The organism is Herbaspirillum sp. BH-1, assembly GCF_002870055.1.
Lineage (GTDB): Bacteria > Pseudomonadota > Gammaproteobacteria > Burkholderiales > Burkholderiaceae_D > Herbaspirillum > Herbaspirillum frisingense.
Window position 1 is genome coordinate 126036 of record NZ_PKOI01000004.1, and the last position, 26858, is coordinate 152893.

The following is a 26858-nucleotide window of genomic DNA, read 5'->3' on the forward strand; positions in this document are numbered from 1 at the left end:
CACCATGCAAGAACACGCAGGCAATATCGTCTTCATCGAAGATGACCCGCACATCCGCAAGCTGGTCAAGGGCGCGCTGGAGCAGGAAGGCTTCATCGTCCACGAAGCCCGCACCGCCCGCGAAGGCATCACCGAGGCCGGGACCCGCAAGCCGGACCTGATCATCATCGACCTCGGCCTGCCGGACGGCGACGGCAAGCAGGTGGTCAGCGAAATCCGCAACTGGAGCAGCGTGCCCATCGTGATCCTCTCGGCCCGCACCCAGGAGTCCGAAAAGGTGGAGGCGCTCGACGCCGGGGCCGACGATTATCTGGTCAAGCCCTTCGGCATGCCCGAGTTGCTGGCCCGCATGCGCGCACAATTGCGCCGCCATGCGCGTGCTTCGGCCACGGGACAGGCCAGCGGTCGCTACCGCATGGGGGAGGTGGCGGTGGATCTGCCGGCGCGCAGCGTCACGCGCAATGGTGAGCCGTTGCATCTGACGCAGATCGAATATCGCCTGCTGGCCACGCTGCTGCGCGATGCCGGGCGCGTCATCACGCACCGCCAATTGCTGGTGGCCGGCTGGGGACCGTCGCACGTGGAAGATGGACATTACCTGCGCATCTACATGCAGCGCCTGCGCCAGAAGCTGGAGCGCGATGCCGCCCAGCCGGTGCACATCCTTACCGAGATCGGCGTGGGCTATCGGCTGGCCGATGTGGTGGCCGAATAGTCGTTGCGGGCAGGGCGATCAAGGCCAGTTCAGCAAGGGCAGCGCCAGCACCACCATGGCGATGCAGCCGAGATTGAGCAGCATGCGCTGGCGCTTGAGCACGAAGGACAGCAGCCAGGCCCCCGCCACGAAGACGATGAAGTTGGACAGATACTGCTTGGCCGCTGCGGCCACCGGCAGCTCCGGTGCATCGGCCAGGCCCGAGAATTTCCAGGCGCATGCCAGCGCCGCCAGCACGGCGCAGTTGAAGTAGGTATTGACGGTGGGGAAGCTCTCTTCCTGATGCGCGGAAATCTCCACGCTCTGGCATTGCCCGTCGCGATACACCGCATCCAGCCAGTGGCGCTCGCCACGCCAGCGTTGCAGGGTGCTGCCGTCATCCTGTTCCACTTGCGCATGCGGCTTGCCCAGCCGGGCGAACAGGAAGTCAGGCGCGGTAGCGCGCCAGTCGCTGGTCTGCGCAGCACGAAAGCCCTGTTCCAGCTGCCTCGCCTTGCGGCGTCGCCCCAGTTGCTTCAGGGCCAGCTGGGCCAGGGCCAGTGAATTGAACAGGTAGATCCATTGCAGGATGGTGGCGTAATCGGCTTGCATGAGCAGTCTGATGAAATGAGTAGCGGCGGGGATGCGGCATCTTGCCGTCAGCCCCGCCACTTGTCCAGTCCATCGCACGCTCAGGGACGGGAAGTGAACCTAAAGGTCCCCCCATAGGTCGATCTGGCGCCGGATTTCGCCGCTGCGCGCATCGCAGATGAACATTACTTCACGCAGGTCCTTGCGCACCACGTAGCGGAAATATTCGCGATCGCTGCGTGCCACGAAATCCTCGCTTTCTATCTTCCCCGCCATTACCTGGCCGATCTGGCGACGACAGTCCTTGCGGTGCTGCAGGGCCTGCGGCGAGGGGCCGTAGTCGTCTTCAGCGCGATAAGGGGCCACTGCCTGGGTCAGTGGCGCCATGCCGGCGCATACCAGGAAGATCAGCAGCGCCACCAGCATGCAGCGGTAGCGCCGCCGCTGCGCGGTACGCAGGAACAGGTGGCGCGGCGAGAGCGGATGGAGGCGGTCCTCGCCCCGTTTCCAGTGCAGACGGCTACGCATGATGGACTTCCTCCTTGCGCGTGGTTGGGGATCAGAAGCCCTTGTTGAGCGAGGCGATCCACTGGTTGCGGCCGATGTTCTTGCCGCGCAGGGTGTAGCCGGCGTCGGGTGCGTTGCTGCCGGTATAGGCCAGGCCCAGCACATAGCCGGAGAAGTCGCGGCTCATGCCCAGCTTCCAGTCGGTGTAGGACAGGTTGGCGGCATTGGGGCCGGTGTAGTGCTGGCGGCCGATATGGGCCAGTCCGGTGATGCCGGCGAAGAGCTCATGCGTGAGCGACAGGTCGGCGTAGCTGCTGCCGCGGGTATCGGCATTGCCGAAGGTGTTGCCGGTGCTGTACGAATACTTGAAGGCGATCCATTTGGCATCCAGTCCGAGATAGAGCTCGGTGGTGTCGGGGTGGGTCATGCCATCGGGATAGCTGCCAGGATAGGCATAGTGCAGCACGCCGATGTCGCCGTTGAGCCAGTCGCTCAGGACCGGCTTCCAGCCGCCATAGATATCCGCTTCCAGGCTGGCCGAGGCGGCCGGGTTCGTATCCGAAATCCAGCTGATGTTGGACAGCCATACGCCGGCGTAGAGACCGTTGTCATGCGTGAGATCGAAGCCGCCCTGCAGGGCCGGCTTCTGGTTGGTCTGCGTGGTGCCACGGAAGACGTACTGGCTGACCACGCCGATGTTACCGGCCAGGTGCAGGGCGGAAGTATCGGCCAAGGGTGTGGCATTGGCATTTTCTTCAGCCTGCGCCGGGGTGACGACGGCGATGGCCAGCAGCACACTGGCGGCCAGGGTCGCCAGTCCGGCCACACCGGCCAGTTGGGCCCGGCGCAGGCGGCGCTGGCCCAGCGGGACCAATTCCGGTTGGGTTTGTTGATGTTGTTCCTGGTGACGGCGAATCATGCTGGGTGCTCCACGGGTTGAGGAGCACGCAGCTTAGGTGGGTGGGCGTTTAATCCGGATAAAACTTCATCTTGGCGTCGTATACATGACGTAAAAAACCGGCGCGGAGTCGAAATTCTATCTCGTACGAGCGAGCGTATGGCGTGCCGATAAAGCCTCCAGCCTGAGTAACTAGAATTTTTTTGAACTTGTTTTTGGGAGTTTTCTAGCTTTCGCTCATTTGTTCGCGCAGACCGAGCCGTGGCCCACAATTCGTCGCAAAGTCCTGCCTTTCCTCGCGTGCCCGTCACGCGCATCGACCGTGCAGGAGTTTCCATGAGCCAGGCTGTTCCTTCTTTCCAGCAATTGCTTCAGCAACACCAGCGTCAAAACCAGCGGCTCATGCGGCTGCATTTCCCCCAGGACGATGCTCCGGCTTCACCACTGCTGGTTCAGCGGCTGGATGCCGAGGAAGCAATGTCGCGGGACTTCAGTTACAAGGTGGAATTGCTGAGCGACGATCCCAAGCTCGCTCTCAAGGAGATGCTGGGCAAGCTGCTGGTCATCGAACTGGTCTGTCAGGATGGCAGCCTGCGTTACTTTTCCGGGCACGTCATCTCGTTTTGCCGCACCCGTGCCGACGGCGCCTTCGTGTTCTACGAGGCGGTACTGGGACCCTGGTTCACTTTTCTCTCATTGCGCCGCGACCATTTCCTGTTTCACGAAAAGAACCTGCGCCAGCAGACCAACGAAATCCTCGCTGACTACCGCCCGCATGCGCGCTGGGAATGGCACGTCCGTGCCGATGACCCGGTCATGACCGATGCCTGCCAGTATGACGAGACCGATCACAACTACCTCAGCCGGCGCTGGGAAGCCGCCGGTTGGTACTACTGGTACGAGCACGACGCCACTGGCCACACGCTCATCGTCGCCAGCGATAGCCGCCTGCAACCTGCCATCGATGGCGATCAGGAAGTACGCTTTCACGGCGCCGGCGGTTCGCAGGAAGAGGACGCCATCGACCAGTGGTCGCCTCGGCGCCAGATGGCGTCTGCCAACGTCGCGCTGCGCAGCTTCAACTTCAAGGGACCGCTTCCGGTGCAGGTGGGCATCGCCACGGTAAATCGCCAGGGTCGGCTGCCGCTTCTGGAGGATTACGAATACACCGGCCATCTGGGCTTTCGTAACCTGGACCATGGCGAAGCCCAAAGCCGTGTCCGCATCGAGGAAATCGAATCCCTGGCCCGCCAGGTCGAAGGGCAGGGCAACTGCTGCAGACTCTTGCCCGGACGCTGGTTCCAGCTGACCGATCACTTCGAGTTGCCGCGCATGCACTGGGATCGGACGCCGGGACATGACGAATTCCTCATCCTCGGCATCCGTCATCGCGCTGTGAACAACTACCTGCCCAGGGAAGGCGATAGTGACGAACCGTCTTATCGCAACTGGTTCAGCTGCAGCCGTCGCCCCTACCCGTGGCGCCCGGGGCGCGGCTTCAACAGCACCACACCACGCGTCGCCGGACCACAGACTGCCACCGTGGTCGGCCTGCCCGGTCAGGCTGCGCTCTATACCGATGAATACGGACGCGTGCGCGTGCAATTCCACTGGGACCGGGCCGGCAAGCTCAATGCCGGCAGTTCGGCGTGGGTACGTGTGGCCAGCCCCTGGGCCGGTGCGCGATTGGGCGCAATGGCCTTGCCCCGGGTCGGCGCGGAGGTCGTGGTGCAATGGCTGGACGGCAACCCGGACCGGCCACTGATCATCGGCAGCGTCTATAACGCATTCAACATGCCACCCTGGAACCTGCCCTCGCAACGGACCCTGACGGGTATGCGCAGCCGCGAGCTGACCGGCAAGACCGGCAATCATCCCCTCGGTCGCAGCAATCACATGATTCTCGACGACACGCTCGACCGCATGCAGGCGCAGCTACACAGTGACCATCAGAGCAGCCAGCTCTCGCTGGGGCATCTGCATCGCATCGAGGATGAAAAAGGTCGCCAGGACGCCCGTGGCGAAGGCTGGGAATTGCGTACCGATGCCTGGGGTGTATTGCGCGCCGGACGCGGCATGCTGGTGACCACCGAGTCCCGCCCTCGCGCCCGCCGCCACGCCAAGGATCTGGGCGAGACGCTGGCGCGCCTGGTCACGGCACGTCAGGAACAGCACGCACTGGCCCGGCTGGCCCAGCGCGCCGGCGCACAAGAGAGCGATGCACAACAAGCAGAGGTGGCGGCGGCCCTCAAGGCACAGACCGTTGCCATCCGCGGCACTGGTCCTGGCACCGCAGCGGGTACGACGCAGGCCGGAGAACAGGGCTTCCCTGAACTGTCCGAACCCTCGCTGGTGCTAGCGAGCGCAGCCGGCATCGCCGCCAGCAGCGCGCGGGACACGCACCTGGCCAGCGGCGGCGATACCGCCTTGACGGCCGGCCGCCATCTGTCGCTGGCCGCATCTGGCGGCTTCTTCGCCAGTGTGCGCGATACCTTTCGCCTGTTCGTCCAGAAGGCAGGTTTGCGGATGGTGGCCGCCAGCGGTGACATCGACCTGCGCGCCCTCAAGGACAACATCCACCTGCTAGCCAAGTTGAAGATCACCCAGACCGCCGACGAAATCGTCTTGAGCGCCAGGCAACGCATCGTCCTCAACGGTGGCGGGAGCTATGCCCGCTTCGATGGCAGCGGTATCGAACTGGGGACCAAGGCCGGGTTCGATGTGAAGGCTGACCTCAAGCGATTCATGGGTAGCAATGCCATGCCGTTACCGCAGGTCGATGTGAGGGAGATGACGGCGTTTGACGAACGCTTCCGGCTGGTCGATGAGGCCGGCCAGCCGATGGCCAATTGTGCATATCGGGTGGTGAGCAGTTGCGGCATGACATGGGAAGGTCGCAGTGACGCGCAGGGCTTGACCCCGTATTTCAATACTGATCAGCCGAGCAAGTTGCGGCTCGAAATTCTTCAGGAGGCCAATGATGGTTGAAAAGAAAAAGCAGAGCAGAAAGGGTAATGACAACGCCGGCATGACTAACCGCACCAAGAAATCCCTGGTGGAGGTTGTCGTGCGCACGGACGACCGGGGGGAATGGGTGAAGCCAGACACGATGGAGAAATTCTTCATCGATGAAGAAGCAGTGTTTCCCAACATCGAATTCGAATTCAAGACCGAGGTGCCGGGACCTTATCTCTGGGCTTGGAAGATGACCTGGAGTGCGAAGGTCAGTGGTTTGAGCGAAAAGGACAGAGGGCGGGAGCTAAAAACATACATGGACGGAGGAAGCATCACGCAGGAAGGGAAAAGCTGGAACGCGCGCAGCATAGGCAAGGTGATCGGCGGCATTCTCACGGTCACCGTTACGGTTGGTACGGAGAAATTTATCAGGACAGTCGAGGTGTTGGCCAAGCAGCCGGGTAAAGAACGCATCGTGGCGCTGATCCGCAAGAACAATGAACCCCTGATGGAAAAGGCCATCGCGCAGGAATCGCGCTTCAAGCATGTGCGCGATAAGGATTTCCAACCGATCGTTTCGGGAGATAAAGGATTTGGTGCAGGCCAGCTTACGAAGGATCCCCCAACCTACGAGCAAATCTGGAGCTGGAGAATCAATATCGAAGAGTCGATAGATCGCCTCAGGAAGAAGCGAGCTATCGCAGAAGCCTATCTAAAATCGGAAGGAGGAGCGTATACGCCACAGATGTTGGATCTTGAAACGGTGACTGGCTGGAATGGGGGGAAGTATCACAAGTGGGACGACGCGTCGCATTCATGGAAACGTATTGGAAATATCCAATGTGATACGCAGACGGGGAATATCGGTTGGGATATGGATAAGGAGGCAAACACCGGGAAGAGTGAAAAAGAGCTTCGGGAGCGTGATAAAGATAGTTACAACAAAATGAAAAAGGGACAAGACGCGGAACATCAGTGGAAATATTCTGGGGTTTGTTATGCCGACCACCTACTTAAAAACTAAGTTTTTTATTGTTGCTATTTTTTTTCCAATTTTCTCTTTCGGTCGAGATTTTCCCGGGATGAGCGAAGACATTGTGGCGAGTTATCGTGCGGAGTCCCCGCCTGGAATCCCACCGGAGAAGTACGTCCTTGTTCACCCGGATGGCTCATGGGCGGTGAACATGAAACTTAACGATCCCATCTACCTGCTCAACATCCGGACGGAATCGGCTGACAACCTCTTCTATTCAAGAGAAATCGACAGCCTTTTTAAAGGAGATTTCAGCGTCCTTGTTGATCGAGAGACACTGCTGAGTAATGGGAAGACAGACTACGTCATTTTGACGATGTCGCGCCCTGCGGAGAATAATCCGTACTACGTGCGTTGCGCGCCAAACATGGGAGAGGATCGAGCCTATCTTCTCGCTATCTCCGATGGCAAGGTCAAGGTCGTCAGCAAGAAATTCGGTGGATGTTCGCGCACATATGAAGTTATTCGTGAGCAGGAATTCATCGGCTACCGCGTGAAGGAGGGAGGCGAAAATCCAGAGATTTTGCGATACATGATCCGAGGGAATTCAATCGTCTGGGAGCGTGAGTAGGAGTATTCGATTGCGAGAGATTGGTGACAGGGAGACTTTGGTCGGTGCGGTCGCTTAGGACCGATTTATTAGAGGAACTCTGAAAAATAGGCAGATGCGGAAGGTCGCCCCTGAAGTCCAAGCAGGCAAGAATGAATTTGGTGATATCTGAATGATGCAGGGCCCGGGAAACGGAGCCAATGTCGCGAATAAAAGAGATTTTTATGTCGATTAGATCATTGAAAAGTAAGTTATTTTTTATTTTTATATGTTTTCCACTTATTTCATTCGGTCGAGATCTGCCAAAAATAAGCGAGGAAATCGTTGTGCGTTATCGTGCGAGACCTCAACCTGAAAGCCAACCGGAGAAATACGTTCTTGTTCACCCGGATGGCTCATGGGCGGTGAACGTGAAACTCAACGATCCCACCTACTTGCTCAACATCCGGACGGAATCGGCTGACAACCTCATCTATTCAAGAGAAATCGACAGCCTTTTTAAAGGAGATTTCAGCGTCCTTGTTGATCGAGAGACACTGCTGAGTAATGGGAAGACAGACTACGTCATTTTGACGATGTCACGTCCTGCAGAAAACAATCCACGCTACGAGCGTTGTGCGCCAAACATGGGAGAGGATCGGGCCTATCTTCTCGCTATCTCCGACGGAAAAGCCAGAGTTGTCAGTAAAAAATTCGGCGGGTGTTCGCGCGAGTATGAGGTAGTTCGGGGCCAGGGTTTTGTCGGTTATCGGGTGACAGAGCGAGGCGAAAATCCAGAGATTTTGCGATACATGATCCGAGGGGATTCACTCGTCTGGGAGCGTGAGTAGGCGTGGTGATGTGACGAGACTGACTAGGAGAAAGGCCAGGCTGGTCTTCCTTAGAGAGTGGTTCGATCGGAATAAGGTAGGAAAGCGCGAGCCGGTTGTTCAGAAAGCGTTGCTTCCTCACGTCGCATAGATACATTGTCGAGCGTTGATGACGCGGAAGTGATTTCCCTGAGCGTGATCGCGCGGCAGTCGATAAATAAAAGGATAAACACAATGAAGAAAATGCTTTCAAATATTCTGCACTATGTGACTCAGTCCATAGCGAGAAACAAGAGCTGCCTGGCCGCCACGTTGATGGCGATACTTGCCGCGCCGGTCCTGGCACAGCCGGCGATCAGCGTGAATCAGTTGAAAGAGTTCCGGGCGATGTACGGGCGTTCCCCGATAGCGGTGAAATATGTGCTTGTCCGCAGTGATGGGAGCGAGTGCTGCGAGGATGGGGCGGCTACGCCAGCCTATCTGCTGGATATCACGTCCAAGAAGGCGATAAAGCCGGCTCCGTTGAAGGAGGCATTCAATCTCCTGAAACAGGACTTCGTCCTCGCCATTGACGATGAATCACTCATCAGTACAGCGCAGGGCGATTATGTCGTGATGACCGTGACGAGGATCCCGGAGAATAAAACGCAGTACAAGCCGTGCATGACCGGCATGGGGGATGAACGTGCATACCTGATTGCAGTAAAAGGGCGCACGGCGAAAGTCATCAACCGCGATTTTTGGGGGTGTGGAAAGAGTTACGAGGTGATCCGGGAAGGGACAGACCTCGGTTATCGGGTGAAAGAGCAGGACGGGGCGACTTCCACCCGATATCTGTTGCGCGGTGGCGCGTTAGTTGAAGAGAAAATGGTTTCAAGGGAAATGTCACGGCAATGAATGGCGTAGTCCCTGTTGGGGCGGGAGATAGGACGAGAAACGCCGATGGACATGTTCTTCAGCGATCTGCCGACCTCGTGAAAAAATCGGAGCTATCGCCAGCTCGCGTGTGCGAAATCCGTGTCCGGGAAATCCGCCTTGTGCAAGGAAAAAATGATGTTCGAAAAAACGGAGTCGTGGAGACGCATCATGCAAGACATCGCCTCGATACTTTCAGCGCGCCGTTCAGGTCGGCGCGCTTCATGCTCCGCGGTGATTCCATCGTAAGAGAACCCGACTATTTGAATAAGGACAGTGGCAAATGAAAAGCGCCGTTTTAAGAGACTATGAATCCACCCCAGACGATCTGGTCCGCGCCGTTCTCTATCCTTTTTGCATGGCAGATTATGACGGAGATGAGGCGATCCGGGGCAGTGCCGTGCGCACGTCGGATGTGCTGGACGGGCGACGCGTCGAACTGGTCAATGAGGCCTTGTCGGCCGCGCAGGAGGCTGGGCTGATCGAGCAGGTGGAGGACCGCCCCGGGGCCATCGCGATGACCCTGCTGGGGAAGAAGAAATTCCTGCTGGTGCGCGACGATTTCCTGGACGACGAGGTGGTGGTCCAGTTGCGTGATGAGCTCAAGGGCATTGATCTTTACGCCATGCTGGAGTCGCAGGCCTACCGTCATCACAAGCAGACCTGTACCGCGCTGGCGGTCTTTCCCGAGCAGCCCTGTCCGGTGTCTGGTCGGTGGGTGGCGCGGCGCCTGGACCAGCGACAATGTGCGCTGCGCGAGGGTGATCCTGTTCCCTTGCCAGAACTGGACGAGAATGATGACCCCGTGTTCTGGTACCTGATGAAGACTTGATCAAGACCTGATGGACCGCAAGTCGGCGGCAATCGATTCTCCTTGATTGCCCCGGAACCTCATGGCAACAGATCCCGCGGCGGGCGCAGATCTCGCCGAACCAGCCATTTATTCCCGCGTCGGGTGCCAGCGCGGCACCCGCTTCTCCAGAAACGCATCGATCCCTTCCATCGCCTCCGCATCCATGATGTTGCAGGCCATGACCTCGGCCGCGTGGGCGTAGGCATCCGGCAGGGCCATCATCTGCTGTCGGTACAGCATGGCCTTGCCGCGCCGGATCGAGATGGCGGGCTTGCTGCAAATCTCGTGCGCCAGCGCCAGCGTGGCGGCGTCCAGGCCGGTATCGGGGACGGCCTGGTTGATCAAGCCCCACTGGGCCGCGGTGGCGGCATCGATGAACTTGCCGGTGACCAGCATTTCGAAAGCGCGCTTGATGGGCAGGTTGCGCGTCAGCGCGACCGCCGGGGTGGAACAGAACAAGCCGACATTGATGCCCGATACCGCGAAGCGGGCGCTCTCGGCCGCGACCGCCAGGTCACAGCTGGCCACCAGCTGGCAACCGGCAGCAGTGGCCAGGCCTTGCACCTTGGCGATGACCGGCACGGGGAGTGCGCGCAGCGATTGCATCAGCCGGCTGCAACGGTCGAACAGCTGTTGGAAGTAGGCCTGCTCGGGCGTGGCCCGCATTTCGCGCAGGTCATGGCCGGCACAGAAGGCGCGACCTTGCGCAGCCAGGATCACGCAGCGCGCGTTCTCGTCCCGTGCGAGCTGATCCAGCTGTCCCTGTAGCGCATCGAGCATCGCTTCCGAAAGGGCGTTGAATAGCTGTGGGCGGTTCAGAGTGAGGGTGGTGATGCCATCCTGGTCCTGCCGCAGCAGGATAGATTCGTGAGCTGTCATGCATGGGTCTCCTTGAGTATTGTTGTGAGATGGTAGCGCGTCATCATGAGGCCAGTCCGCTCAGCTATGCCGCCCCGCGATACGCATCTCCTGTTGTTTGGGAATTGTTGTGCCGGGACTGAAAAATAGTCATGAAAAATACAGACTTTCACTGAAATCACCCTTTAGCCGAGGACATTGCCGGCCGTAAACGAGGATGGGGGAGTGAACGTCGCGCCGGGGTCCCGGCAGCGGGTGGCGTGGGCATTCGGCTTTCCCGATCACCTCACAAACGCAGTGCAACCACGGCCACCTCTTTCCGATCATGAACAATCTCTCTCTGAAGAAAAAACTCTGGCTTCCGCTAGTGTTCTCCTGGATCGCCCTGCTGGTGCTCTCGATCTGGCATGCCTACCAGACCCGCGACCTGCAGATTGCCGAACGGCAACGCGGTCTGGAAGACGTCACCGAGATGGCCTATACCACCGTCGCCGGCTACGCCAAGCTGGAAGCCGACGGCAAGCTGTCCCGCGAAGACGCACAGAAGGGCGCCATTGCACGCGTGCGCGACCAGCGCTATACCGGTGATGGCTACGCCACCATCGTGGCCGCCGATTCGGTCATCGTGATGCACCCGATCAATAGCAAGCTCGATGGCCGCAACATGATCGATTTCAAGGATGCCAAGGGCAATGCGCTCTACAAGATGATCGCCGCAACCGGCTCCTCGGCCGATGGCAAGGGCTACCTGGAATACTGGTGGCCCCGGCCGGGCAGCGACAAGCCCAGTCCCAAGCTGGGCTTCGTCAAGCGCTTCAAGCCCTGGAACTGGGACCTGATCTGTAGCGTCTATTCCGACGACATCGAGGCCGATTTCCGTCGTGCCCTGATCCAGGCGGTGGTGGTGCTGGTGGTGCTGGGTGTGATCCTGTCGCTGATCGCGGGCCTGGTCTCGCGCAACATCTTCCGCTCCATCGGCGGCGAACCCAGCGAGGCGGCGGAGATGGCGCGCAAGATCGCTGCCGGTGACCTCACCGGCACCATCCGTACCATGGGGGGTGACGACCGCAGCCTGGTGGCGGCCGTGGCCTACACGCGCGACCGTCTGGTCGATACCGTGCACGGCATCAAGGGCGCGACCGAGTCCATCAAGACTTCGGTCGATGAGATCGCCAACGGCAACATGGACCTGTCCAACCGCACCGAGCAGCAGGCCGGTTCGCTGGAAGAAACCGCCTCGGCCATGGAAGAGCTGACCTCCACCGTCAAGCAGAATGCGGCCAATGCCCAGCACGCCAACGAACTGGCGTCCGGTGCGGCCAAGGTAGCGATCCAGGGTGGCGAGGTGGTGGGGCAGGTGGTGCAGACCATGGCCTCCATCAATGAGTCGTCGCGCAAGATCGTGGACATCATCAGTGTGATCGATGGCATCGCCTTCCAGACCAATATCCTGGCGCTGAACGCCGCCGTGGAAGCGGCCCGTGCCGGCGAGCAGGGACGTGGCTTTGCAGTGGTGGCTTCCGAGGTGCGTTCGCTGGCGCAACGCTCGGCGGCGGCAGCCAAGGAAATCAAGCAACTGATCGATGACTCGGTGGGCAAGGTCGACGCCGGGACGCATCTGGTGCAGCAGGCCGGGCAGACCATGCAACAGGTGGTCTCCAGCATCCAGGGCGTCTCGACCGTGGTGCATGAGATCGCAACCGCCAGCCATGAGCAGAGCTCTGGCATCGAGCAGGTGGGCGAGGCCATCACCCAGATGGATGAGACCACCCAGCAGAACGCGGCCCTGGTGGAACAGGCTGCCGCTGCGGCGCAGTCCCTGCAGGAGCAGGCCGACAAGCTGGTGGGCCTGGTGGGCGTGTTCACGCTGGATCGCCCGGCAGGCGCGGTGGCGGCGTCCCGTTCCTCTTCGCTGGTGGTCAAGCGCTGAGGATATCCCTGGCGGCCTGCTGCGGCACCGCAGGCCTTGCGATCAAACCGGGGCGGCGCAGTTCGAAGTGGTGCATGCTGCGCCAATTTGGTTTGTTCGAATAATTAATCTGAAAATCAGGAAATGGCAGCAGGAAATGCTGCAAACCTCGTTTCTCCAGATCAAATACGGCAGCACTTTTTGCCGTCTGTTCTCTACCATGAAGGCCGTTTGGATGCGCTGCAACATGCATCCGGCGGCCTTTTTTCATGGGCCGTCGGGCAGGGTGGCGCTCCTGTTGCCTACCTGGAGTCCGAGATGTCCACCGCCATTGCCACCCCCCATGCCACCCGATCCGCAGCTGCCCGGCAACCGGCCATGAGCCGCCTGTTCCTGGTCTGCGTGGTACTGGCGATCTGCATCTGGGGCGGTAACTGGCCGGTGATGAAGTTCGGCAGCCAGTTCATTCCGCCGCTGTGGTTTGCGGCCAGCCGTTTCCTGTCGGCGGCGTTGCTCAGCTTCGCAATTGCTGCCGTCATCGGCAAGCTGCGCCTGCCCACTCGCCAGGAGTGGCCGGTGGTGATCGGGGTGGGGGTGCTGCAGATGGGCTTGTTCACGGCACTGGTGACCGGCGCCTTGCATTTCGTCATGCCGGGCCGTGCTTCGCTGATCGCCTATGCCACGTCGATCTGGGTGGTGCCGGGCGCCGCGCTGGTGTTGAAGCACAAACTGAACGGCCGGCAATCGCTGGCCACCGTCTGCAGCTATGTGGGGATTGCCGTGATCGTGCTGCCGGCGCTGCTGCATGCGGACCTGCACAGCATGATCGGCTACCTGATGCTGGGCGCGGCCTCGCTGTCGTGGGCCATGAACATCCTGCAGATCAAGCTGACCCCGGGCGTGAAGCTGGACTTCGACCTGCTGCCCTGGCAGACGCTGGTGGCGGCCGTGCCGCTGTGCGTGCTGGCGACGCTGGTCGATGGTGCGCCGACCTTCCTGGCCGACCCGCACTCCTGGGGCGTGATCGCCTATACCGGTCCGCTGGCCACCGCGCTGACCTTCCTGATCGTATTGCAGATGACCCAGCGCCTGTCGCCGGTGACGGTGTCGGTGTGCATGCTGGGCGTGCCGGTGGTGGGCCTGACGCTGTCGTCGCTCATCTTCGGGGAACGTCTCTCCCCCGATCTGTTGCTGGGCATGGGCCTGCTGTGCCTGGGCCTGTTGCTGCCGGCGCTCCCGGCCATGGGTTGGCGCCGCCTGGCCATCAAGGGCTGAAGCTCGACTTCAGCGGTCGGCGAGATAACGCGCGATGCGCTCGCCGAGCAGTTCGCGCAGGGCCCGTACCGTCGGTGACAGGCTCATGCGATGGGTACACACCAGATCCAGTGGTGAGGGTTCGCCCAGATAATCTTCCATCACCGCTTCCAGCTTGCCGCTGCGCAGATCGGCCAGCACGTCCAGGCGCGACTTGTAGGCCAGGCCACGGCCATCGACCGCCCAGCGGTGGACCAGCTCGCCATCGTCGCAGACGCGGTCGCCGCTGACCTGCACCTGGATTGGTGTGCCGTCCTTGAAGAAGGTCCACTGCGAATGCAGCATGTCCGACAGCAGGTAGCGCAGGCAATTGTGCTGGCGCAGGTCAGCCGGCGTGCGCGGGCGTCCATGGCGTGCCAGATAGTCCGGCGAGGCGCACAGCACGCGCCGGTTTTCCGGGGCCAGCGACAGGGCGACCAGGCTGGAATCGTCAGGCGGGCTGTAGCGGATGGCCACCTCTACCGGTTGCCGGAACATGTCGGCCACGCGGTCGCTGATGCGTACCTGCAGGCTGACCGCCGGATGCTGGGCCTGGAATTCGTCGAGCCAGCGACACATCAGGTTGCGGCCGAAATCGGAGGGCACCGATAGCGAGAGATTGCCACCCACCATGCGCCGGCCATGGGCCACCGCGTCGCGCCCGGCGTTGACTTCGGCCAGGGCATTGCGGGCGTATTGCAGGTAGCGTTCGCCATCGGAGGTGAGGCGCAGGCTGCGCGTGGAGCGGGCCAGCAGACGCGCGCCCAGTTCGGCTTCCAGCCGCTTCATGGCGGCGCTGGCCACAGCAGGCGTGACGTCATGCTGGCGGGCAGCGGCGGAGAGGCTGCCGTTGTCGGCAGCGCAGACGAAGATGGCGAGGTCGTCCAGGCGGATCATGGGTGGGCGTCAAGGCAGAGGTGAGATCAGGCGGCTATTTTACTTTCAATTTTTTTTTGAAAATGTTTTTGCCGCGCCGTACTTTTTTGAAAGCGCTTCCTGCCCGATGATGTCATGCAAGCAGCCGTCCCACTGGCATGCCCCCGCATTGTTCAACACCATCGCCAACCCATTCACGCAAGGAAATCCCATGAGCCTGCTCCACGCCGCCCGCAAGCGCCATTCCACCAAGGCCTTCGATCCCAGCCGCAAGATCCCCGAGACCATCATCGCCGAACTGCGCGAACTGCTGCGCCTGGCACCGTCGTCGGTGAACTCCCAGCCCTGGCATTTCGTATTGGCGTCGACCGATGCGGCCAAGGCGCGTATCGGCAAGGCGGCCGAGGCCGGTTATCCGTACAACCTGCCCAAGATCCTCAATGCCTCCCACGTACTGGTGCTGTGTGCCCGCACCGCCATCAGCGAGACGCACCTGGAGGCCTTGCTGGAAAAGGAACAGGCCGATGGCCGCTTCGTCAATGACGAGGCACGCGCCGGCCAGCGCGGCTCGCGCCTGTCGTACAGCAACCTGCATCGCTATGAATTGAAGGATGCCCAGCACTGGATGGAGAAGCAGGTCTATCTGGCCCTGGGCACGCTGCTGCTGGGCGCGGCCGAACTGGAAGTGGATGCGGTGCCGATGGAAGGCTTCAATGCCAAGGTGCTGGACGAGGAACTCGGCCTGCACGCGCAGGGCTTCACCAGCGTGGTCCTGGTTGGCCTGGGCTATAGCGGTGCCGACGATTTCAACGCCAAGCTGCCGAAGTCGCGCCTGGCAGCGGAGACGGTCTTCACCGAACTCTGAGCCGTCTCGCCCTGATCCTCAGACCTGGTTGATCAGGGTATTGGCAGCCTGCTGCAGGGCGGGCAGGATGCGCTCCAGTGCCTGTTCGCGGCTTTCGGCGGCCATCGGGATGCTCAGGCTCAGGGCGCCGATCACCCTGGCATGGCGGTTCTTCAGCGGCACCGCGATGCCGCGCACGCCGGTCTGCAATTGCTGCTCGACCACCGCATAACCGAGCTCCCGGGCCTGGGCGATGAGTTCGTACAGGCGCCCTGGGTCGGTGATGGTATGCGGGGTGAAGGGCGTCATCGCGCAGGTGGCCAGCCAGGCCCGCACCTGCTCTTCCGGTAGCGCACCCAGCATCACGATACCCGGCGAAGCCAGTTGCGCCGGCACCCGTGCGCCCAGCACGAAGCCGGTGGTCATGACGCGGGTGGCGCCGTTGCGGGCGATGAAGACCAGTTCCCAGTCATCGAGCACGCTGGCATAGACGGCTTCGCCGGTGTGGCCGGTGATCTGCTGCAGGTGCGGCTGCAGGATGCGTGGCAGCGGCGCCGAATCGAAATACGACCAGCCCACCTTGAGCACCCGTGGCGTCAGCGCGAAGGTCTTGCCTTCACTGTGCAGGTAGCCGAGATGTTCCAGGGTCAGCAGATAGCGGCGCGCCGCCGTGCGCGACAGCCCGGTGCGGGCAGCCACCTGGGCCGAGGTCATGCGCTGGTTGTCGTAGTCGAACGCTTCCAGTATCAGCAATCCCTTTTCCAGCCCGGCGATCCAGTCGCGGCGCGACAGGCCGCCCGGAGCGGCGTCCATCGATGCGGGTTGATCAGGCGCAGTCATCGGGTCTTCCTCACACCCACATCATCAGCGTATTGGCCGTGGTCTGCAGCGCCGGAACCCCGCGTGCGATGGCATCCTCGCGCGAGCAGGCGGCCAGGTTGGAGGTCACGCTGAGGGCGCCGATCACGCGACCATTGCGGTTCTTGACCGGGATGGCGATACCGCGCATGCCCATCTCGAACTGGTTTTCCGTGATGCCATAGCCCTGCTTGCGCATGGTGACGATCTCCTGGAACAGCGCGGCCTTGTCGGTGACGGCCATATGGGTGTGCGGGATCAGGGTGATGCGCTCCAGATAGGCCTGGATTTCCGCATCCTCACGCGTACCCAGCAGCACCCGGCCGGCGGTGGTGGTATAGGCCGGCAGGCGGGTACCCGGTTCAAAGCCGGCATTGACCAGCTGGGCCGCCGTGACCCGGGTCACATAGACGATCTCGTCGCCATCGAGCAGCGAAAAATTGGTCGATTCCTGCAACTGCTGCGTCAGCCGCTGCAGGAACGGCACCACCGCGCGCGGCACCCGCGCCGATTCCAGATAGGACTGCCCCAGGTTCAGCAGACGCGGCATGAGCCAGAACTTCTTGCCGTCCGAGGCCGCCATGCCGGTGTGTACCAGCGTGAGCAGGTAGCGGCGGGCCGCGCTGCGGGTCAGGCCGACACGCTCGGCCACTTCGCTGGCGCTCAGTTGGGGGGCGTCGCTGGTGAAGGCGGTGATGACATCGAATCCCTTCATCAATCCCTCGATCAGATCACGCTTCTGGATGTCCAGGTCCACCGGGTTTGGGTCGATCATCGTAAAAAAAATCCGAAAATGAGTGATTGGCGAACAAGTTGCGCGATTATCGCACGTTTGACGCCAAATCGGGCTGTCTGTGGGGGTGGTGCTTGGCTATACTCGGCTCCGAGACAAATCATCGGGATCAAGATGAACACCATAGAAAACAATCCTGTCCCCACCAATGCGCTTGGCATCGATGGCATCGAGTTCATCGAATACGCCACCACCGAGCCGCTGGCGCTGGGCGCCGTGCTGGAGCGCATGGGGTTCGAGCAGGTCGGGCGGCATCGCTCGCGCGAAGTGGTGCTGTATTCGCAGGGCGAGATGAACGTGATCGTCAATGCCGACGTGTCGGCCTGGTCCGGCTTCGATCACGAGGTGCAGGCTACCAACCTGAGCGCCATCGCGCTGCGGGTGCGTGACGCCAACGAGGCCTATCGGCGCGTCACCGAACTGGGGGCCTGGGCCATCCCGACCCGGGCCGGGGCGATGGAACTGAACATCCCCGGCGTCCATGGCTGCGGCGACACCATCCTCTATTTCGTCGATCGCTATCGCGATTTCTCCATCTATGACGTGGACTTCAAGCCCTCCAGCCAGGAGCGGCGCAAGACCACCGCACTGGCCGGGCTGCATTTCTTCGGCGTGGTGCAGGCGGTGCGGCCGGAGCGTACCCGTGAGTGGATCGACTTCTACTCCACCCTGATGGGGTTCACGGTGCTGCCGGAAGGGCAGTTCTTCGGCATCCTGCCCAAGGGGACGCTGCTGGCCAGCCCTTGCCGCCAGTTCTACATCCAGTTGGTCGAGCCCCCGGAGGGCACCGAGGATATCCAGTGGGAAGAGGAATTGCTGCGCCTGGGCCTGGGTACGCCGGACGTGCCGCAGGCGGTGCGGCAATTGCAGGAACGTGGCGTGGTCTTCGTCGATCGCGCGCCCACCCAGATCAGCGAGCGCGGTGCGCTCACCCAGCTCTACAAGGGCGGCGTCAGTTTCGAACTGGTGCGCAGCCGGAAAGAACAGAACTAGGATCATGAAGGAAATCACAGGCACCACCCGTATCTTCCCTGTCATCGGCTGGCCGGTGGAACAGGTGAAGGCGCCGACGCTGTTCAACGCCTATTTCAAGCGCCACGACCTGGATGCCCGGGTCATTCCCTTCAAGATCGAACCGGAGCGCTACTGCGAGGCGGTGCGCATGTTCATGAAGACGGCCAATGTGGGCGGTATCTTCGTCTCCATCCCGCACAAGCCGATGACGCTGGAGGCGGTCGAGCAGGCCACGCTGCGCGCGCGCGTGGCCGGCGCCTGCAATGCCGTCTATCGGGATGCCGAGGGCGTGGTCTGGGGCGACCTGATCGATGGCGAAGGCTTCATCCGCGCCCTGGCCCGCACGACGGCCGAACGACCACTGCAGTGGAACCGGACGCGGGCGCTGGTGGTGGGGACCGGTGGCGTCGGTTGCGCCATCGTGGCCTCGCTGGCCGCCCAGGGAGTCGCCGAGATCAGCGTCTTCGATACCAACCGGGCGGGCGCCGAGGCCCTGCTGGCACGGGTCGAGGCGGCCTATCCCGCGACCCGGGTGCGCTTCGCCCAGCCGGACGCCAGCGGCATGGACCTGCTGGTGAACTGCACCCCGCTGGGCATGCATGCCGGCGACCCCATGCCGTTTGCGCTGGAGGGCGTGAGCCCGCAGGCGGTCGTCGCCGATTGCGGCATGAAGATCGAGATGAGCCAGTTGCTGGTGCAGGCCCGGGCCAAGGGCTGCCGCATCCAGAAGGGCAAGGAGATGTTGATCGAGCAGGCGCCGCTGTATCTCGAACTGTTTGGCTGGCCGGATGTTTCGTCCGACGACTTCCGTCATCTGGAGGCTTTATGAATCTCGACAATTTCGGCATGGATACCATTACCTTGCCGGGTGGGCTGGAGTCCAAGCTGCAGGCGTCGAGCGCGGCCGGCTTCACGCAGATCATGCTCTGGTCCCGGGACCTGGTCGGTTATCCCGGCGGGCTGGAGGCGGCCGTGAAGCTGGTGCGCGACAGTGGCGTGCGCGTCACCGGCATCCAGGTGATGCGCGACTATGAGGGCTTGCAGGGAACGCTGCATGACTACAAGGTGGACGTGGCCAAGAACTTGCTGCAGATCTGCAAGGCAGTCGGTGCGCCACTGTTGCTGGTGTGTTCCTCGACCTCGCAGCACGCCAGCGGCGACACTGGCCACATCGCGCGTGACCTGGCCAAGCTGGCCAACCTGGCGGTACCACTGGGCATACGCGTGGGGTTCGAGGCGCTGTCCTGGGGCCGCCACATCAACCAGTACATGCAGGCCTGGGAAGTGGTGGAGATGGCCGATCACGCCAACCTCGGCGTAGTCATCGATTCCTTCCACATCCTCGCCAATCGCGGCGCGCTGGAGGACCTGGATGCCATTCCCGGTCGCCGTATCGTGATGGTGCAATTGTCGGACTTCATGTGGCGCGACATCCGCAGTCCCGAGGAACGGCTGGAGACGGCGCGCCACCTGCGGGTGTTCCCCGGCGAGGGCGAGCACTCGGCCGAACTGTCGGACATGGTGCGGCGCCTGCATCGCGGCGGTTATCGCGGCGATTACAGCTTCGAAGTGTTCAACGATGATTACCTGCAGATGTCGCCGGCGGTGGTGGCGGGACGCGCACACCGTTCGGCCAAGTGGGTCACCGATCAGGTTCTGCGGCGCGGCTTGCGCGTGCGCGAAGCGCTGGTCGCATGAGGCTGGCCGGATCGGCCAACGATAGACGCACACAGATGCGCACAGACGCACATAGATGCAGGCCAGCTCGCCCAACACAAATACAAGAGCGGGCAGGTTTTCCGATGTCGGTCCGCACGACGGCCACATCCACACCCTAGAGGAGACGACATGACAACGCAGCGCCCTTCATCCTGAGCCCCTGCCGGCGCGCCGGCACGGTCCGATTCCCCTTCTTGTATCGCGCATGTCGCCCCGGCGTCGGCAGGGGATGCCTGCGCCCGCAACCAGGGCTGTTCTACCCACCACAACGACAACAGAGATTACCGAGACATGAATATCAGAACCTTGCGGACACCCGTCGCCATGGGCTTGCTGCTGGCTGCGTCGGGAGGCGCGCTGGCACAGAGCGCCAGCAACGTCACCCTCTACGGCACCGTTGACCAGTACCTGGGCTACATGCGCAGCAGCAGTGGCAAGAGCCTGTGGGCGCTCAACGACGGCGCGATCCTGCGCAGTCGCATCGGCATCAAGGGGAGCGAAGACCTGGGGGGCGGCTATGCAGCCACCTTCACGCTGGAAAATGGTTTTGCCGGCGATACCGGCGGGCTGGCCGACAGCAACCGCCTGTTCGACCGTCAGTCCTGGGTCGGCATCAAGACCCCCGAGGCCGGCGAGTTGCGCATCGGTCGCCAGAACAGCGTGCCCTTCTTCATCGGGGGCGCCATCGACTATACCGAGCGCACCACCTACGGTTCCATCATCAATACCTTTGGCGTGCCTTCGCGCTTCGACAATGACCTGTCCTGGAAGTCGCCGCGCTGGGCCGGCTTCCAGTTCGACATCCACTACGCCATGCCGGAGACCGCCGGCGAGGGCCTGGGACGGCGCGGCGTCTATCAGTTTGGCGTGGATTACACCAACGGTCCTTACCGCGCGGGGTATGCCGGCCTGCTGGCAAAACCCAATACCGGCGGTCGCTACGACAACGCGGTGCAATACCACAATGTCTATGCGGACTACGACTATGGCGCCGGCAAGCTCTACCTGGCCTACGTTCGCAGCAACAACACGACCGCCAATGCCAACGGCAACAATGCGGCCACCATTCTCAACAACGTCAGCAATCCCAATAACTTCTTCGCCGGCAATGATCCGAACATCCAGCGTTTCTATAACGTCTACCAGGTCTCGGCGGATTATCGATTGACCCCGCAACTACGCATCGGCGCCCTGTATGGCGTGATGGTTGATACCTCGCACCAGCAGGGCGGCGCGCAGGGTGGCAACGTCGGTGCCTACTACGACCTTTCCAAACGCACCACCCTGTACGGATTCGCCAACTACATGAAGAACCAGTCCAATGCCGGCTGGCGCTTCAGCGGGTCGGCCGGGCCGGGCAGCAACCTGGCCGGGGCCGATATCAATGGCAAGAGCCTGGTCGGCCTGCAGATGGGCATCCTGCATCGCTTCTGACACCATCCCGGCGAGCCGGCCCGCTCCACCGAGGACGGCTTGCCAGGGGCCTGCCCCTATAATCTGCGCTCGCGCAGCCTGGGTGGTGACAGGCCCTGACATCACCAGACGGAGACACCATGCAATCCTCACATACCAACGACCCTACCCAGCAGAGCAAGAAAGCCGCCGCCAGCGGCTGGATCGGCTCGGCGCTGGAGTACTACGATTTCTTCATCTACGCGACGGCGGCTTCGCTGATCTTCCCGCAACTGTTTTTCCCCAAGGGCGACCCCACTACCGCCATCATCGCCTCGCTGGCGACCTATGGCGTGGGCTACGTGGCGCGTCCGATCGGCGCCTTCGTGCTCGGCCACCTGGGCGATACCCATGGCCGCAAGAACGTGCTGCTGTGGTGCATGTTCCTGATGGGGTTTTCCACCATCGGGGTCGGCCTGTTGCCCACCTATGACCAGGTCGGTCTGTGGGCGCCGGCGCTGCTGGTGATCATGCGGCTGGCGCAGGGCTTTGCGGTGGCCGGCGAGATTTCCGGCGCCAGTTCCATGATCCTGGAGCACTCGCCCTTCGGGCGACGCGGCTATTACTCCAGCTTCACCCTGCAGGGGGTGCAGGCCGGGCAGATCCTGGCGGCCGCGGTCTTCCTGCCGCTGGCGCACTACATGCCGGCCGAGCAGTTCAATGTCTGGGGCTGGCGCATTCCCTTCCTGTTGAGTTTCCTGGTCATCATTGCCGGCTGGATCATCCGTCGCACAGTCGAGGAAACGCCGGTCTTCAAGGCCGCCGACCAGCAGCAGGCCAAGCGTCGTTCACCGGTGGTGGAGGCCTTCCGCGATTGCACGCCCAACATGCTGCGCGTGGTCTGCATGGCGTTGATGAACGTGATTCCGGTGGTGGCCACCATCTTCGGCGCGGCCTATGCGGTCCAGCCGGCCTATGGCATCGGTTTCGCCAAGGACGTCTATTTGTGGATTCCCGTGGTGGGCAACATCGTGGCGGTGCTGGTGATCCCCTATGTGGGCAAGCTGTCGGACCGCATCGGCCGTCGTCCGCCGATCATCGTCGGCTCGCTGCTGGCCGGCCTGTTCGCCTTTGCCTACCTGTATGCGATCAGCATCCGCAATGTCCAGCTTGCCTTCGTCATGTCGATCCTGATGTGGGGTGTGGTGTACCAGGGATATAACGCGGTCTTCCCCAGCTTCTATCCGGAACTGTTCCCGGCCCGTGCGCGCGTCTCGGCCATGGCGATTGCCCAGAACGTGGGGACCGCGATCACCGCCATGCTACCGGCCCTGTTTACCGCCGTGGCACCACCGGGATCGAACAACATCTGGCTCACGGTCGGCTGCATTGCCTTCGGCATCACGGTGGTGGCAGCCCTGGCGGCATGGTCGGCGCGCGAGACCTATCGTATTCCGCTGGACAAGCTGGGCGAGGCCGATGCCCAGCCGCTGCCACGCAACGAGTACGATCGCCTGCGCGCCCAGTCGGAACTGGAGGGACGCTACGCCAAGTCGTAAGCGGCGTCGGTGGTTGGCAGTTGCGTTAATGAAAACGCTGTTTCCTGACGGGAACAGCGTTTTTTTTCGTTCATATGCGGTCATCGGCGCAGCATTGGCGCTGCGCCAGGAGCTGTCGTGCAAGGGAAAATACCTTCTCTTTCCGCAATTGAATGCACGCCATAGTCGTGATAATCCCCTTCGTAAAATCGCAGGCGGTACGCTATGGAAGACGTATTTCCACTAGAGGACGTCACCTGATTGTTTTCGACCGAGGGATGCAATGATGATGGGATGGTTCAAGAATCTGAAGATTGCCAAGAAACTGCAGCTGGCATTCCTGGCGGTACTGCTGCTCATGGCGATCCTGGGTGTCTTCTCGATCAGCCAGCTGGCCAAGGTCAAGAACGCGTCCTCGGAAATCTCGCGTGACTGGATGCCTGCGCAGAAGAAGCTGGGCGACATCAAGCTGTACTTCGTGCGCCTGCGGGGCACCGAGTCGCAGCTGGCCATCTACGATGGCGATGTGGAGGCCATGAATGGCCTGATTTCGCGCAGTCAGGCCATCCTGACCGGGCTGGACAAGACCATGAAGGACTACCAGGCCAGCCTGGACACCCCCCAGGAGCGCGAAATCTATCCTCGGGTCGCGGCCCAGATCGCCGAATTCCTGGGCGAGCACAAGAAGATCGTGGCCGCTTTCCTGGCCAAGAACAACAGTGAGGGGCGTGACCTCTTCCTGGGCTATTCCAACAAGCTCTATCCGCAAATCCTGGGTGACCTGGAGAAGCTCATCAAGATCAACCAGGACGGCGGTGATGCCGCCACCGCCGGGGCTGACGACACCTTCGGCAAGTCGCAGGTGGGCGTTCTGGGTTTGCTGATCGCGGCCCTGGCCATCGGCATGGGGCTGGCCCTGTACATGGGGCGCATCATCGCCCGGCCGATGCAGGAGGCGGTGGAGATCGCCCGCCGCGTGGCTGCCGGTGACCTGGCGGCGAAAATCGCCGTGCAGAACCGGGATGAGACGGGGCAGCTGATGGGGGCGCTGCAGACCATGAACGAGGGTCTGCGCCAGGTGGTGGGTGAGGTGCGCAACGGTACCGACAGCATCGCCACGGCCTCCACCGAGATCGCCACCGGCAACCTCGATCTGTCGCACCGTACCGAGCAACAGGCGACCGCCCTCGAAGAGACAGCATCGGCACTGGAAGAATTGACCTCGACCGTCAAGCAGAATACCGACAACGCCCGTCAGGCCAATGAACTGGCCATGGCGGCCTCCGGTGTGGCGGTGCGGGGCGGCAGTGTGGTGGGCCAGGTGGTGGAAACCATGCAGGCCATCGATGAGGCCTCCAACCGCATTGTTGAAATCATCAGCGTCATCGATGGCATCGCCTTCCAGACCAATATCCTGGCCTTGAATGCGGCGGTGGAGGCGGCCCGGGCCGGTGAGCAGGGCCGTGGTTTTGCGGTGGTGGCGTCGGAAGTGCGATCGCTGGCGCAGCGTTCGGCCTCGGCTGCCAAGGAAATCAAGCAACTGATCGACGACTCGGTCAGCAAGGTCGGTGCCGGTACCTCGCTGGTGCGTCAGGCCGGGGCCACCATGTCGGAAGTGGTGGAAAGCGTCAAGCGGGTGACCGACGTGGTCTCGGAAATCTCCGCCGCCAGCAACGAGCAGAGCGTGGGCATTGACGAGATCAACCGCGCGGTGGCCCAGATGGACGAAGTGACCCAGCAGAACGCGGCGCTGGTGGAGCAGGCCGCCGCAGCCGCGCAATCCATGCAGGAGCAAGCCGCCAGGCTGGCATCCACGGTCAGCGTGTTCAAGCTGCGCTGAGCCTGCCGTCTGGCAGCTCAGGCCGGGCCGGGTGGTCTGGCGTCCTGCTGTTGCTGTCGCAGCTGATCGTCGGCCGTCTGCCGTTGCGCGGGCGGCAGAGGCATTTTCCTTTGCAGCTGGGCCTTCACTTTCTCGCGCATCTCACTGAAGACATCCATCTCCAGCAGCGCAGTGCGCCTGAGCAGCTTTTCCATCAGCTTGCGCTGTCTGGCGGTCATCTGGGCCGAAGACGTGTCTGTCCCGATGCGGTCGGTGAGGCTGCTCTGCAATTCCTCGGCCAGGCGCTGCCTGGCCTCCCCGGACAGCTTGACCACCGTCGAGGCGGCATTGGGTGCCACGCTGTCTTGCGCGGCGTCGCTGGCCGCTGCCTGATCGGCGGCCGCCGGTAATGCGAGCTCCCCAGTGTTTGTCGTGCTTGCCGTGGTTGTTGTTCTTGCAATCTGCATGATCGTCTCGCCAGGAATTCGATTCCGGTATTATCGGCGGCCAATCGTCCCGCTGAAGCCGATGTCAGGAAGTTTACCTGCCCAAAGGTGCAACTTTTGGGCTGTATGACAACCTTAGTCATATCGTGGGCGAACGTATAATGCGTGAAAACTCATTAATCCTTCGCACAATAAAAAATTCGAGCATCCATCCACATGAGCGATCACCAGCAGCCCCATCCATCCGCCCCCGTCCGGACCCATCGGCCCAGCCGCATCCCCCTGATCAGTACGGGGATTGCCGGGTTTGACGAGATCCTGGGTGGCGGTCTGCCAGCGGGTAGCCTGTATCTGATCCAGGGGCTGGCCGGCAGCGGCAAGACCACGCTGGCCTCGCAGGTGGGCTTTGCCCAGGCGCGCGGCGGCAGCAAGGTGATGCTGTTGACGCTCATTGCCGAATCGCACGCCAAGATGCTCAATCATGTGAGCAATTTTGATTTCTTCGATGAGAGCCTGGTCGGCGAGCAGATGCAGATGCTCAGCGGCTATGGCGCGCTGGCCAGCGAGGGCTTGCGTGGCCTGTTGCGGCTGATCAGTGCCGAACTGAATCGTCATCGTCCGGCCATGCTGATCATCGACGGCTTCCGCTCGGTGCGCGATTCGGGGCCGTCGGACCTGAATCTCTCGGAATTCATGCATTCGCTCAATGCCCTGGTCTTCGCCATGAATTGCACCACCATCCTGCTTTCCCCGGTGGAGGGCAACATGCCCGAGTCCGAGAACACCCTGGTGGACGGTGTCATCGAGCTGAGCCAGCACGAGTCGGGCATGCAGCTGGTGCGCGAGATCAAGGTGTTCAAGCTGCGCGGCGCCAATCACCTGCTGGGCAAGCATGTGTTCGAAATCAACCAGAGCGGGGTCGAGATCTTCCCCCGCTTCGAGGCCACCGCCACCCGCGCCGGCAAGGTCCCGGGCACCTCGGACCGCTATGTCAGCGTGGGCATCCCTTCCTGGGACAAGTGCATCGGCGGTGGCGTGGTCAGTGGTTCCCTGACCTGCCTGCTGGGCAGCCCCGGGGTGGGCAAGACCCTGATGGGCCTGCATTTCATCGAGCAGGGATTGAAGGATGACCAGCAGTGCCTGATCCTGGGTTTCTACGAATCCCCCGAGCGTCTGCTGGCCAAGGCCCGCAAGGCCGGCATGCCCATGGAACAGCATATCGAGAGCGGTGCCCTGCAGATGATGTGGCAGCTGCCGCTGGAAATGCTGTGCGACGACCTGGCCAAGCGCATGCTGGACAACATCTCCAGTCGTGGCGTGACGCGCCTGCTGATCGATGGCGTCGACGGCCTGCGCAGCATCGTGGTGCAGCAGCAGCGCGTACGGCCCTTCCTGGTGGCGCTGACCAACGAACTGCGGGCGCGGGGCGTGACCACCTTCATCACCGAGCAACTGCCGTATTTCCGCGAATCACGGCCCCAGGTCGACCCCAGCTCCTCGCAGCTGTATGAAAACATGATGTTGCTGGAGTACGTGGTCCAGCACGATGTCAGCCGTCGCCAGATTTCAGTGATGAAACTGCGCGAAAACGGCTATGACGGCGCCAGCCGGCTGATGAACATTTCGGATGCCGGCATTGAGATCGATGGCCTGGTCTCCCCCTCTACCGCGCCGGTTGCGGATGGACGTTGACC

27 protein-coding genes are annotated in these 26858 nt (G+C 61.8%); 17 read left to right on the forward strand and 10 right to left on the reverse strand.

Annotation, left to right across the window (positions count from 1 at the left end):
- Positions 1 to 4 precede the first annotated feature (4 nt).
- On the forward strand, positions 5 to 715 hold the full coding sequence (locus HBH1_RS07345) for a response regulator (RefSeq protein WP_102662341.1): 711 nt from the start codon (positions 5 to 7) through the stop codon (positions 713 to 715).
- An 18-nt stretch (positions 716 to 733) separates the two neighbouring features.
- Here HBH1_RS07345 and HBH1_RS07350 read toward each other — a convergent pair whose 3' ends face one another.
- From HBH1_RS07350 to HBH1_RS07360, 3 genes are all read right to left on the reverse strand, one after another.
- Positions 734 to 1306, reverse strand: a complete 573-nt coding sequence (locus HBH1_RS07350; RefSeq protein ID WP_102662189.1) for a hypothetical protein — start codon at positions 1304 to 1306, stop codon at positions 734 to 736.
- Between the two features lie 99 nt (positions 1307 to 1405).
- Positions 1406 to 1813 (reverse strand): hypothetical protein, encoded by a 408-nt coding sequence (locus tag HBH1_RS07355; RefSeq protein ID WP_102662190.1) that lies wholly within the window; start codon positions 1811 to 1813, stop codon positions 1406 to 1408.
- 31 nt (positions 1814 to 1844) lie between these two features.
- Positions 1845 to 2711 carry a TorF family putative porin gene (locus tag HBH1_RS07360; protein ID WP_102662191.1) on the reverse strand — a complete coding sequence of 289 codons (867 nt, stop codon included), beginning with the start codon at positions 2709 to 2711 and terminating at the stop codon, positions 1845 to 1847.
- Between the two features lie 315 nt (positions 2712 to 3026).
- Between HBH1_RS07360 and HBH1_RS07365 the strand changes: the two genes are divergently transcribed.
- From HBH1_RS07365 to HBH1_RS07390, 6 genes are all read left to right on the forward strand, one after another.
- On the forward strand, positions 3027 to 5678 hold the full coding sequence (locus HBH1_RS07365; protein ID WP_102662192.1) for a type VI secretion system Vgr family protein: 2652 nt from the start codon (positions 3027 to 3029) through the stop codon (positions 5676 to 5678).
- On the forward strand, positions 5668 to 6669 hold the full coding sequence (locus tag HBH1_RS07370) for a hypothetical protein (protein ID WP_102662193.1): 1002 nt from the start codon (positions 5668 to 5670) through the stop codon (positions 6667 to 6669). The genes HBH1_RS07365 and HBH1_RS07370 overlap by 11 nt, the downstream gene beginning before the upstream one ends.
- A complete protein-coding gene (locus HBH1_RS07375) occupies positions 6644 to 7249 on the forward strand; it encodes a hypothetical protein (protein WP_102662194.1) in 606 nt (201 codons plus the stop codon). The genes HBH1_RS07370 and HBH1_RS07375 overlap by 26 nt, the downstream gene beginning before the upstream one ends.
- Positions 7250 to 7452: 203 nt before the next feature.
- Entirely contained in the window at positions 7453 to 8058 is a 606-nt protein-coding gene (locus tag HBH1_RS07380; RefSeq protein ID WP_102662342.1) for a hypothetical protein, read from the forward strand.
- Positions 8059 to 8271: 213 nt separating this feature from the next.
- Positions 8272 to 8934: a hypothetical protein gene (locus tag HBH1_RS07385; protein WP_102662195.1), complete on the forward strand. Its 663-nt coding sequence runs from the start codon at positions 8272 to 8274 to the stop codon at positions 8932 to 8934.
- A gap of 301 nt (positions 8935 to 9235) precedes the next feature.
- Positions 9236 to 9784: a hypothetical protein gene (locus tag HBH1_RS07390; RefSeq protein WP_102662196.1), complete on the forward strand. Its 549-nt coding sequence runs from the start codon at positions 9236 to 9238 to the stop codon at positions 9782 to 9784.
- A 108-nt stretch (positions 9785 to 9892) separates the two neighbouring features.
- On the opposite strand, the gene HBH1_RS07395 is transcribed toward HBH1_RS07390, so the two are convergent.
- A complete protein-coding gene (locus HBH1_RS07395; RefSeq protein ID WP_102662197.1) occupies positions 9893 to 10684 on the reverse strand; it encodes an enoyl-CoA hydratase in 792 nt (263 codons plus the stop codon).
- Positions 10685 to 10988: 304 nt separating this feature from the next.
- On the opposite strand from HBH1_RS07395, the gene HBH1_RS07400 reads away from it, so the two are divergent.
- Entirely contained in the window at positions 10989 to 12593 is a 1605-nt protein-coding gene (locus HBH1_RS07400) for a methyl-accepting chemotaxis protein (RefSeq protein WP_102662198.1), read from the forward strand.
- Here HBH1_RS07400 and HBH1_RS24860 read toward each other — a convergent pair.
- Positions 12583 to 12843, reverse strand: a complete 261-nt coding sequence (locus HBH1_RS24860; RefSeq protein ID WP_146012827.1) for a hypothetical protein — start codon at positions 12841 to 12843, stop codon at positions 12583 to 12585. The genes HBH1_RS07400 and HBH1_RS24860 overlap by 11 nt on opposite strands.
- A 47-nt stretch (positions 12844 to 12890) precedes the next feature.
- Here HBH1_RS24860 and HBH1_RS07405 point away from each other — a divergent pair, with 47 nt between their 5' ends.
- Entirely contained in the window at positions 12891 to 13847 is a 957-nt protein-coding gene (locus HBH1_RS07405) for a DMT family transporter (protein ID WP_102662199.1), read from the forward strand.
- A 9-nt stretch (positions 13848 to 13856) separates the two neighbouring features.
- Here HBH1_RS07405 and HBH1_RS07410 read toward each other — a convergent pair whose 3' ends face one another.
- Both HBH1_RS07410 and HBH1_RS25075 read right to left on the reverse strand, forming a co-directional pair.
- A complete protein-coding gene (locus HBH1_RS07410) occupies positions 13857 to 14762 on the reverse strand; it encodes a LysR family transcriptional regulator (RefSeq protein ID WP_102662200.1) in 906 nt (301 codons plus the stop codon).
- A gap of 45 nt (positions 14763 to 14807) precedes the next feature.
- Complete coding sequence (locus HBH1_RS25075) at positions 14808 to 14954, reverse strand: hypothetical protein (protein WP_158243282.1); 147 nt, start codon at positions 14952 to 14954, stop codon at positions 14808 to 14810.
- On the opposite strand from HBH1_RS25075, the gene nfsB reads away from it, so the two are divergent.
- Complete coding sequence (gene nfsB, locus HBH1_RS07415) at positions 14953 to 15606, forward strand: oxygen-insensitive NAD(P)H nitroreductase (RefSeq protein ID WP_077235459.1); 654 nt, start codon at positions 14953 to 14955, stop codon at positions 15604 to 15606. The genes HBH1_RS25075 and nfsB overlap by 2 nt on opposite strands.
- An 18-nt stretch (positions 15607 to 15624) precedes the next feature.
- Here nfsB and HBH1_RS07420 read toward each other — a convergent pair whose 3' ends face one another.
- Both HBH1_RS07420 and HBH1_RS07425 read right to left on the reverse strand, forming a co-directional pair.
- Positions 15625 to 16425, reverse strand: a complete 801-nt coding sequence (locus HBH1_RS07420) for an IclR family transcriptional regulator domain-containing protein (protein WP_102662201.1) — start codon at positions 16423 to 16425, stop codon at positions 15625 to 15627.
- 10 nt (positions 16426 to 16435) lie between these two features.
- Complete coding sequence (locus tag HBH1_RS07425; RefSeq protein WP_102662202.1) at positions 16436 to 17218, reverse strand: IclR family transcriptional regulator domain-containing protein; 783 nt, start codon at positions 17216 to 17218, stop codon at positions 16436 to 16438.
- Positions 17219 to 17350: 132 nt separating this feature from the next.
- Between HBH1_RS07425 and HBH1_RS07430 the strand changes: the two genes are divergently transcribed.
- The 6 genes from HBH1_RS07430 (at position 17351) to HBH1_RS07455 (ending at position 24739) form a co-directional block, all read left to right on the forward strand.
- Positions 17351 to 18229 carry a 4-hydroxyphenylpyruvate dioxygenase gene (locus HBH1_RS07430; RefSeq protein WP_102662203.1) on the forward strand — a complete coding sequence of 293 codons (879 nt, stop codon included), beginning with the start codon at positions 17351 to 17353 and terminating at the stop codon, positions 18227 to 18229.
- Between the two features lie 4 nt (positions 18230 to 18233).
- Positions 18234 to 19079 carry a shikimate dehydrogenase family protein gene (locus HBH1_RS07435; protein WP_102662204.1) on the forward strand — a complete coding sequence of 282 codons (846 nt, stop codon included), beginning with the start codon at positions 18234 to 18236 and terminating at the stop codon, positions 19077 to 19079.
- On the forward strand, positions 19076 to 19948 hold the full coding sequence (locus tag HBH1_RS07440; RefSeq protein WP_102662205.1) for a sugar phosphate isomerase/epimerase family protein: 873 nt from the start codon (positions 19076 to 19078) through the stop codon (positions 19946 to 19948). Before HBH1_RS07435 ends, HBH1_RS07440 begins: the two co-directional genes overlap by 4 nt.
- 312 nt (positions 19949 to 20260) lie before the next feature.
- Positions 20261 to 21403 carry a porin gene (locus tag HBH1_RS07445; RefSeq protein WP_102662206.1) on the forward strand — a complete coding sequence of 381 codons (1143 nt, stop codon included), beginning with the start codon at positions 20261 to 20263 and terminating at the stop codon, positions 21401 to 21403.
- Between the two features lie 119 nt (positions 21404 to 21522).
- Positions 21523 to 22920, forward strand: a complete 1398-nt coding sequence (locus tag HBH1_RS07450) for an MFS transporter (RefSeq protein ID WP_102662207.1) — start codon at positions 21523 to 21525, stop codon at positions 22918 to 22920.
- A gap of 268 nt (positions 22921 to 23188) precedes the next feature.
- Positions 23189 to 24739, forward strand: coding sequence for a methyl-accepting chemotaxis protein (locus HBH1_RS07455; RefSeq protein WP_102662208.1), 1551 nt, complete (start codon positions 23189 to 23191; stop codon positions 24737 to 24739).
- Between the two features lie 17 nt (positions 24740 to 24756).
- Here the strand turns inward: HBH1_RS07455 and HBH1_RS07460 are convergent, their stop codons facing one another.
- Positions 24757 to 25185, reverse strand: a complete 429-nt coding sequence (locus tag HBH1_RS07460) for a hypothetical protein (RefSeq protein ID WP_102662209.1) — start codon at positions 25183 to 25185, stop codon at positions 24757 to 24759.
- Positions 25186 to 25380: 195 nt separating this feature from the next.
- Here HBH1_RS07460 and HBH1_RS07465 point away from each other — a divergent pair, with 195 nt between their 5' ends.
- Positions 25381 to 26856, forward strand: a complete 1476-nt coding sequence (locus HBH1_RS07465) for an ATPase domain-containing protein (protein WP_102662210.1) — start codon at positions 25381 to 25383, stop codon at positions 26854 to 26856.
- The last annotated feature ends 2 nt before the right edge of the window (positions 26857 to 26858 follow it).

What these genes read in the sequence shown, in the direction of transcription:
- HBH1_RS07345 (WP_102662341.1), top strand. Translation starts at nt 5, where the DNA reads ATGCAAGAACACGCAGGCAATATCGTCTTCATCGAAGATGACCCGCAC.
- HBH1_RS07350 (WP_102662189.1), bottom strand. Translation starts at nt 1,306, where the DNA reads ATGCAAGCCGATTACGCCACCATCCTGCAATGGATCTACCTGTTCAAT.
- HBH1_RS07355 (WP_102662190.1), bottom strand. Translation starts at nt 1,813, where the DNA reads ATGCGTAGCCGTCTGCACTGGAAACGGGGCGAGGACCGCCTCCATCCG.
- HBH1_RS07360 (WP_102662191.1), bottom strand. Translation starts at nt 2,711, where the DNA reads ATGATTCGCCGTCACCAGGAACAACATCAACAAACCCAACCGGAATTG.
- HBH1_RS07365 (WP_102662192.1), top strand. Translation starts at nt 3,027, where the DNA reads ATGAGCCAGGCTGTTCCTTCTTTCCAGCAATTGCTTCAGCAACACCAG.
- HBH1_RS07370 (WP_102662193.1), top strand. Translation starts at nt 5,668, where the DNA reads ATGATGGTTGAAAAGAAAAAGCAGAGCAGAAAGGGTAATGACAACGCC.
- HBH1_RS07375 (WP_102662194.1), top strand. Translation starts at nt 6,644, where the DNA reads ATGCCGACCACCTACTTAAAAACTAAGTTTTTTATTGTTGCTATTTTT.
- HBH1_RS07380 (WP_102662342.1), top strand. Translation starts at nt 7,453, where the DNA reads ATGTCGATTAGATCATTGAAAAGTAAGTTATTTTTTATTTTTATATGT.
- HBH1_RS07385 (WP_102662195.1), top strand. Translation starts at nt 8,272, where the DNA reads ATGAAGAAAATGCTTTCAAATATTCTGCACTATGTGACTCAGTCCATA.
- HBH1_RS07390 (WP_102662196.1), top strand. Translation starts at nt 9,236, where the DNA reads ATGAAAAGCGCCGTTTTAAGAGACTATGAATCCACCCCAGACGATCTG.
- HBH1_RS07395 (WP_102662197.1), bottom strand. Translation starts at nt 10,684, where the DNA reads ATGACAGCTCACGAATCTATCCTGCTGCGGCAGGACCAGGATGGCATC.
- HBH1_RS07400 (WP_102662198.1), top strand. Translation starts at nt 10,989, where the DNA reads ATGAACAATCTCTCTCTGAAGAAAAAACTCTGGCTTCCGCTAGTGTTC.
- HBH1_RS24860 (WP_146012827.1), bottom strand. Translation starts at nt 12,843, where the DNA reads ATGAAAAAAGGCCGCCGGATGCATGTTGCAGCGCATCCAAACGGCCTT.
- HBH1_RS07405 (WP_102662199.1), top strand. Translation starts at nt 12,891, where the DNA reads ATGTCCACCGCCATTGCCACCCCCCATGCCACCCGATCCGCAGCTGCC.
- HBH1_RS07410 (WP_102662200.1), bottom strand. Translation starts at nt 14,762, where the DNA reads ATGATCCGCCTGGACGACCTCGCCATCTTCGTCTGCGCTGCCGACAAC.
- nfsB (WP_077235459.1), top strand. Translation starts at nt 14,953, where the DNA reads ATGAGCCTGCTCCACGCCGCCCGCAAGCGCCATTCCACCAAGGCCTTC.
- HBH1_RS25075 (WP_158243282.1), bottom strand. Translation starts at nt 14,954, where the DNA reads ATGGGATTTCCTTGCGTGAATGGGTTGGCGATGGTGTTGAACAATGCG.
- HBH1_RS07420 (WP_102662201.1), bottom strand. Translation starts at nt 16,425, where the DNA reads ATGACTGCGCCTGATCAACCCGCATCGATGGACGCCGCTCCGGGCGGC.
- HBH1_RS07425 (WP_102662202.1), bottom strand. Translation starts at nt 17,218, where the DNA reads ATGATCGACCCAAACCCGGTGGACCTGGACATCCAGAAGCGTGATCTG.
- HBH1_RS07430 (WP_102662203.1), top strand. Translation starts at nt 17,351, where the DNA reads ATGAACACCATAGAAAACAATCCTGTCCCCACCAATGCGCTTGGCATC.
- HBH1_RS07435 (WP_102662204.1), top strand. Translation starts at nt 18,234, where the DNA reads ATGAAGGAAATCACAGGCACCACCCGTATCTTCCCTGTCATCGGCTGG.
- HBH1_RS07440 (WP_102662205.1), top strand. Translation starts at nt 19,076, where the DNA reads ATGAATCTCGACAATTTCGGCATGGATACCATTACCTTGCCGGGTGGG.
- HBH1_RS07445 (WP_102662206.1), top strand. Translation starts at nt 20,261, where the DNA reads ATGAATATCAGAACCTTGCGGACACCCGTCGCCATGGGCTTGCTGCTG.
- HBH1_RS07450 (WP_102662207.1), top strand. Translation starts at nt 21,523, where the DNA reads ATGCAATCCTCACATACCAACGACCCTACCCAGCAGAGCAAGAAAGCC.
- HBH1_RS07455 (WP_102662208.1), top strand. Translation starts at nt 23,189, where the DNA reads ATGGGATGGTTCAAGAATCTGAAGATTGCCAAGAAACTGCAGCTGGCA.
- HBH1_RS07460 (WP_102662209.1), bottom strand. Translation starts at nt 25,185, where the DNA reads ATGCAGATTGCAAGAACAACAACCACGGCAAGCACGACAAACACTGGG.
- HBH1_RS07465 (WP_102662210.1), top strand. Translation starts at nt 25,381, where the DNA reads ATGAGCGATCACCAGCAGCCCCATCCATCCGCCCCCGTCCGGACCCAT.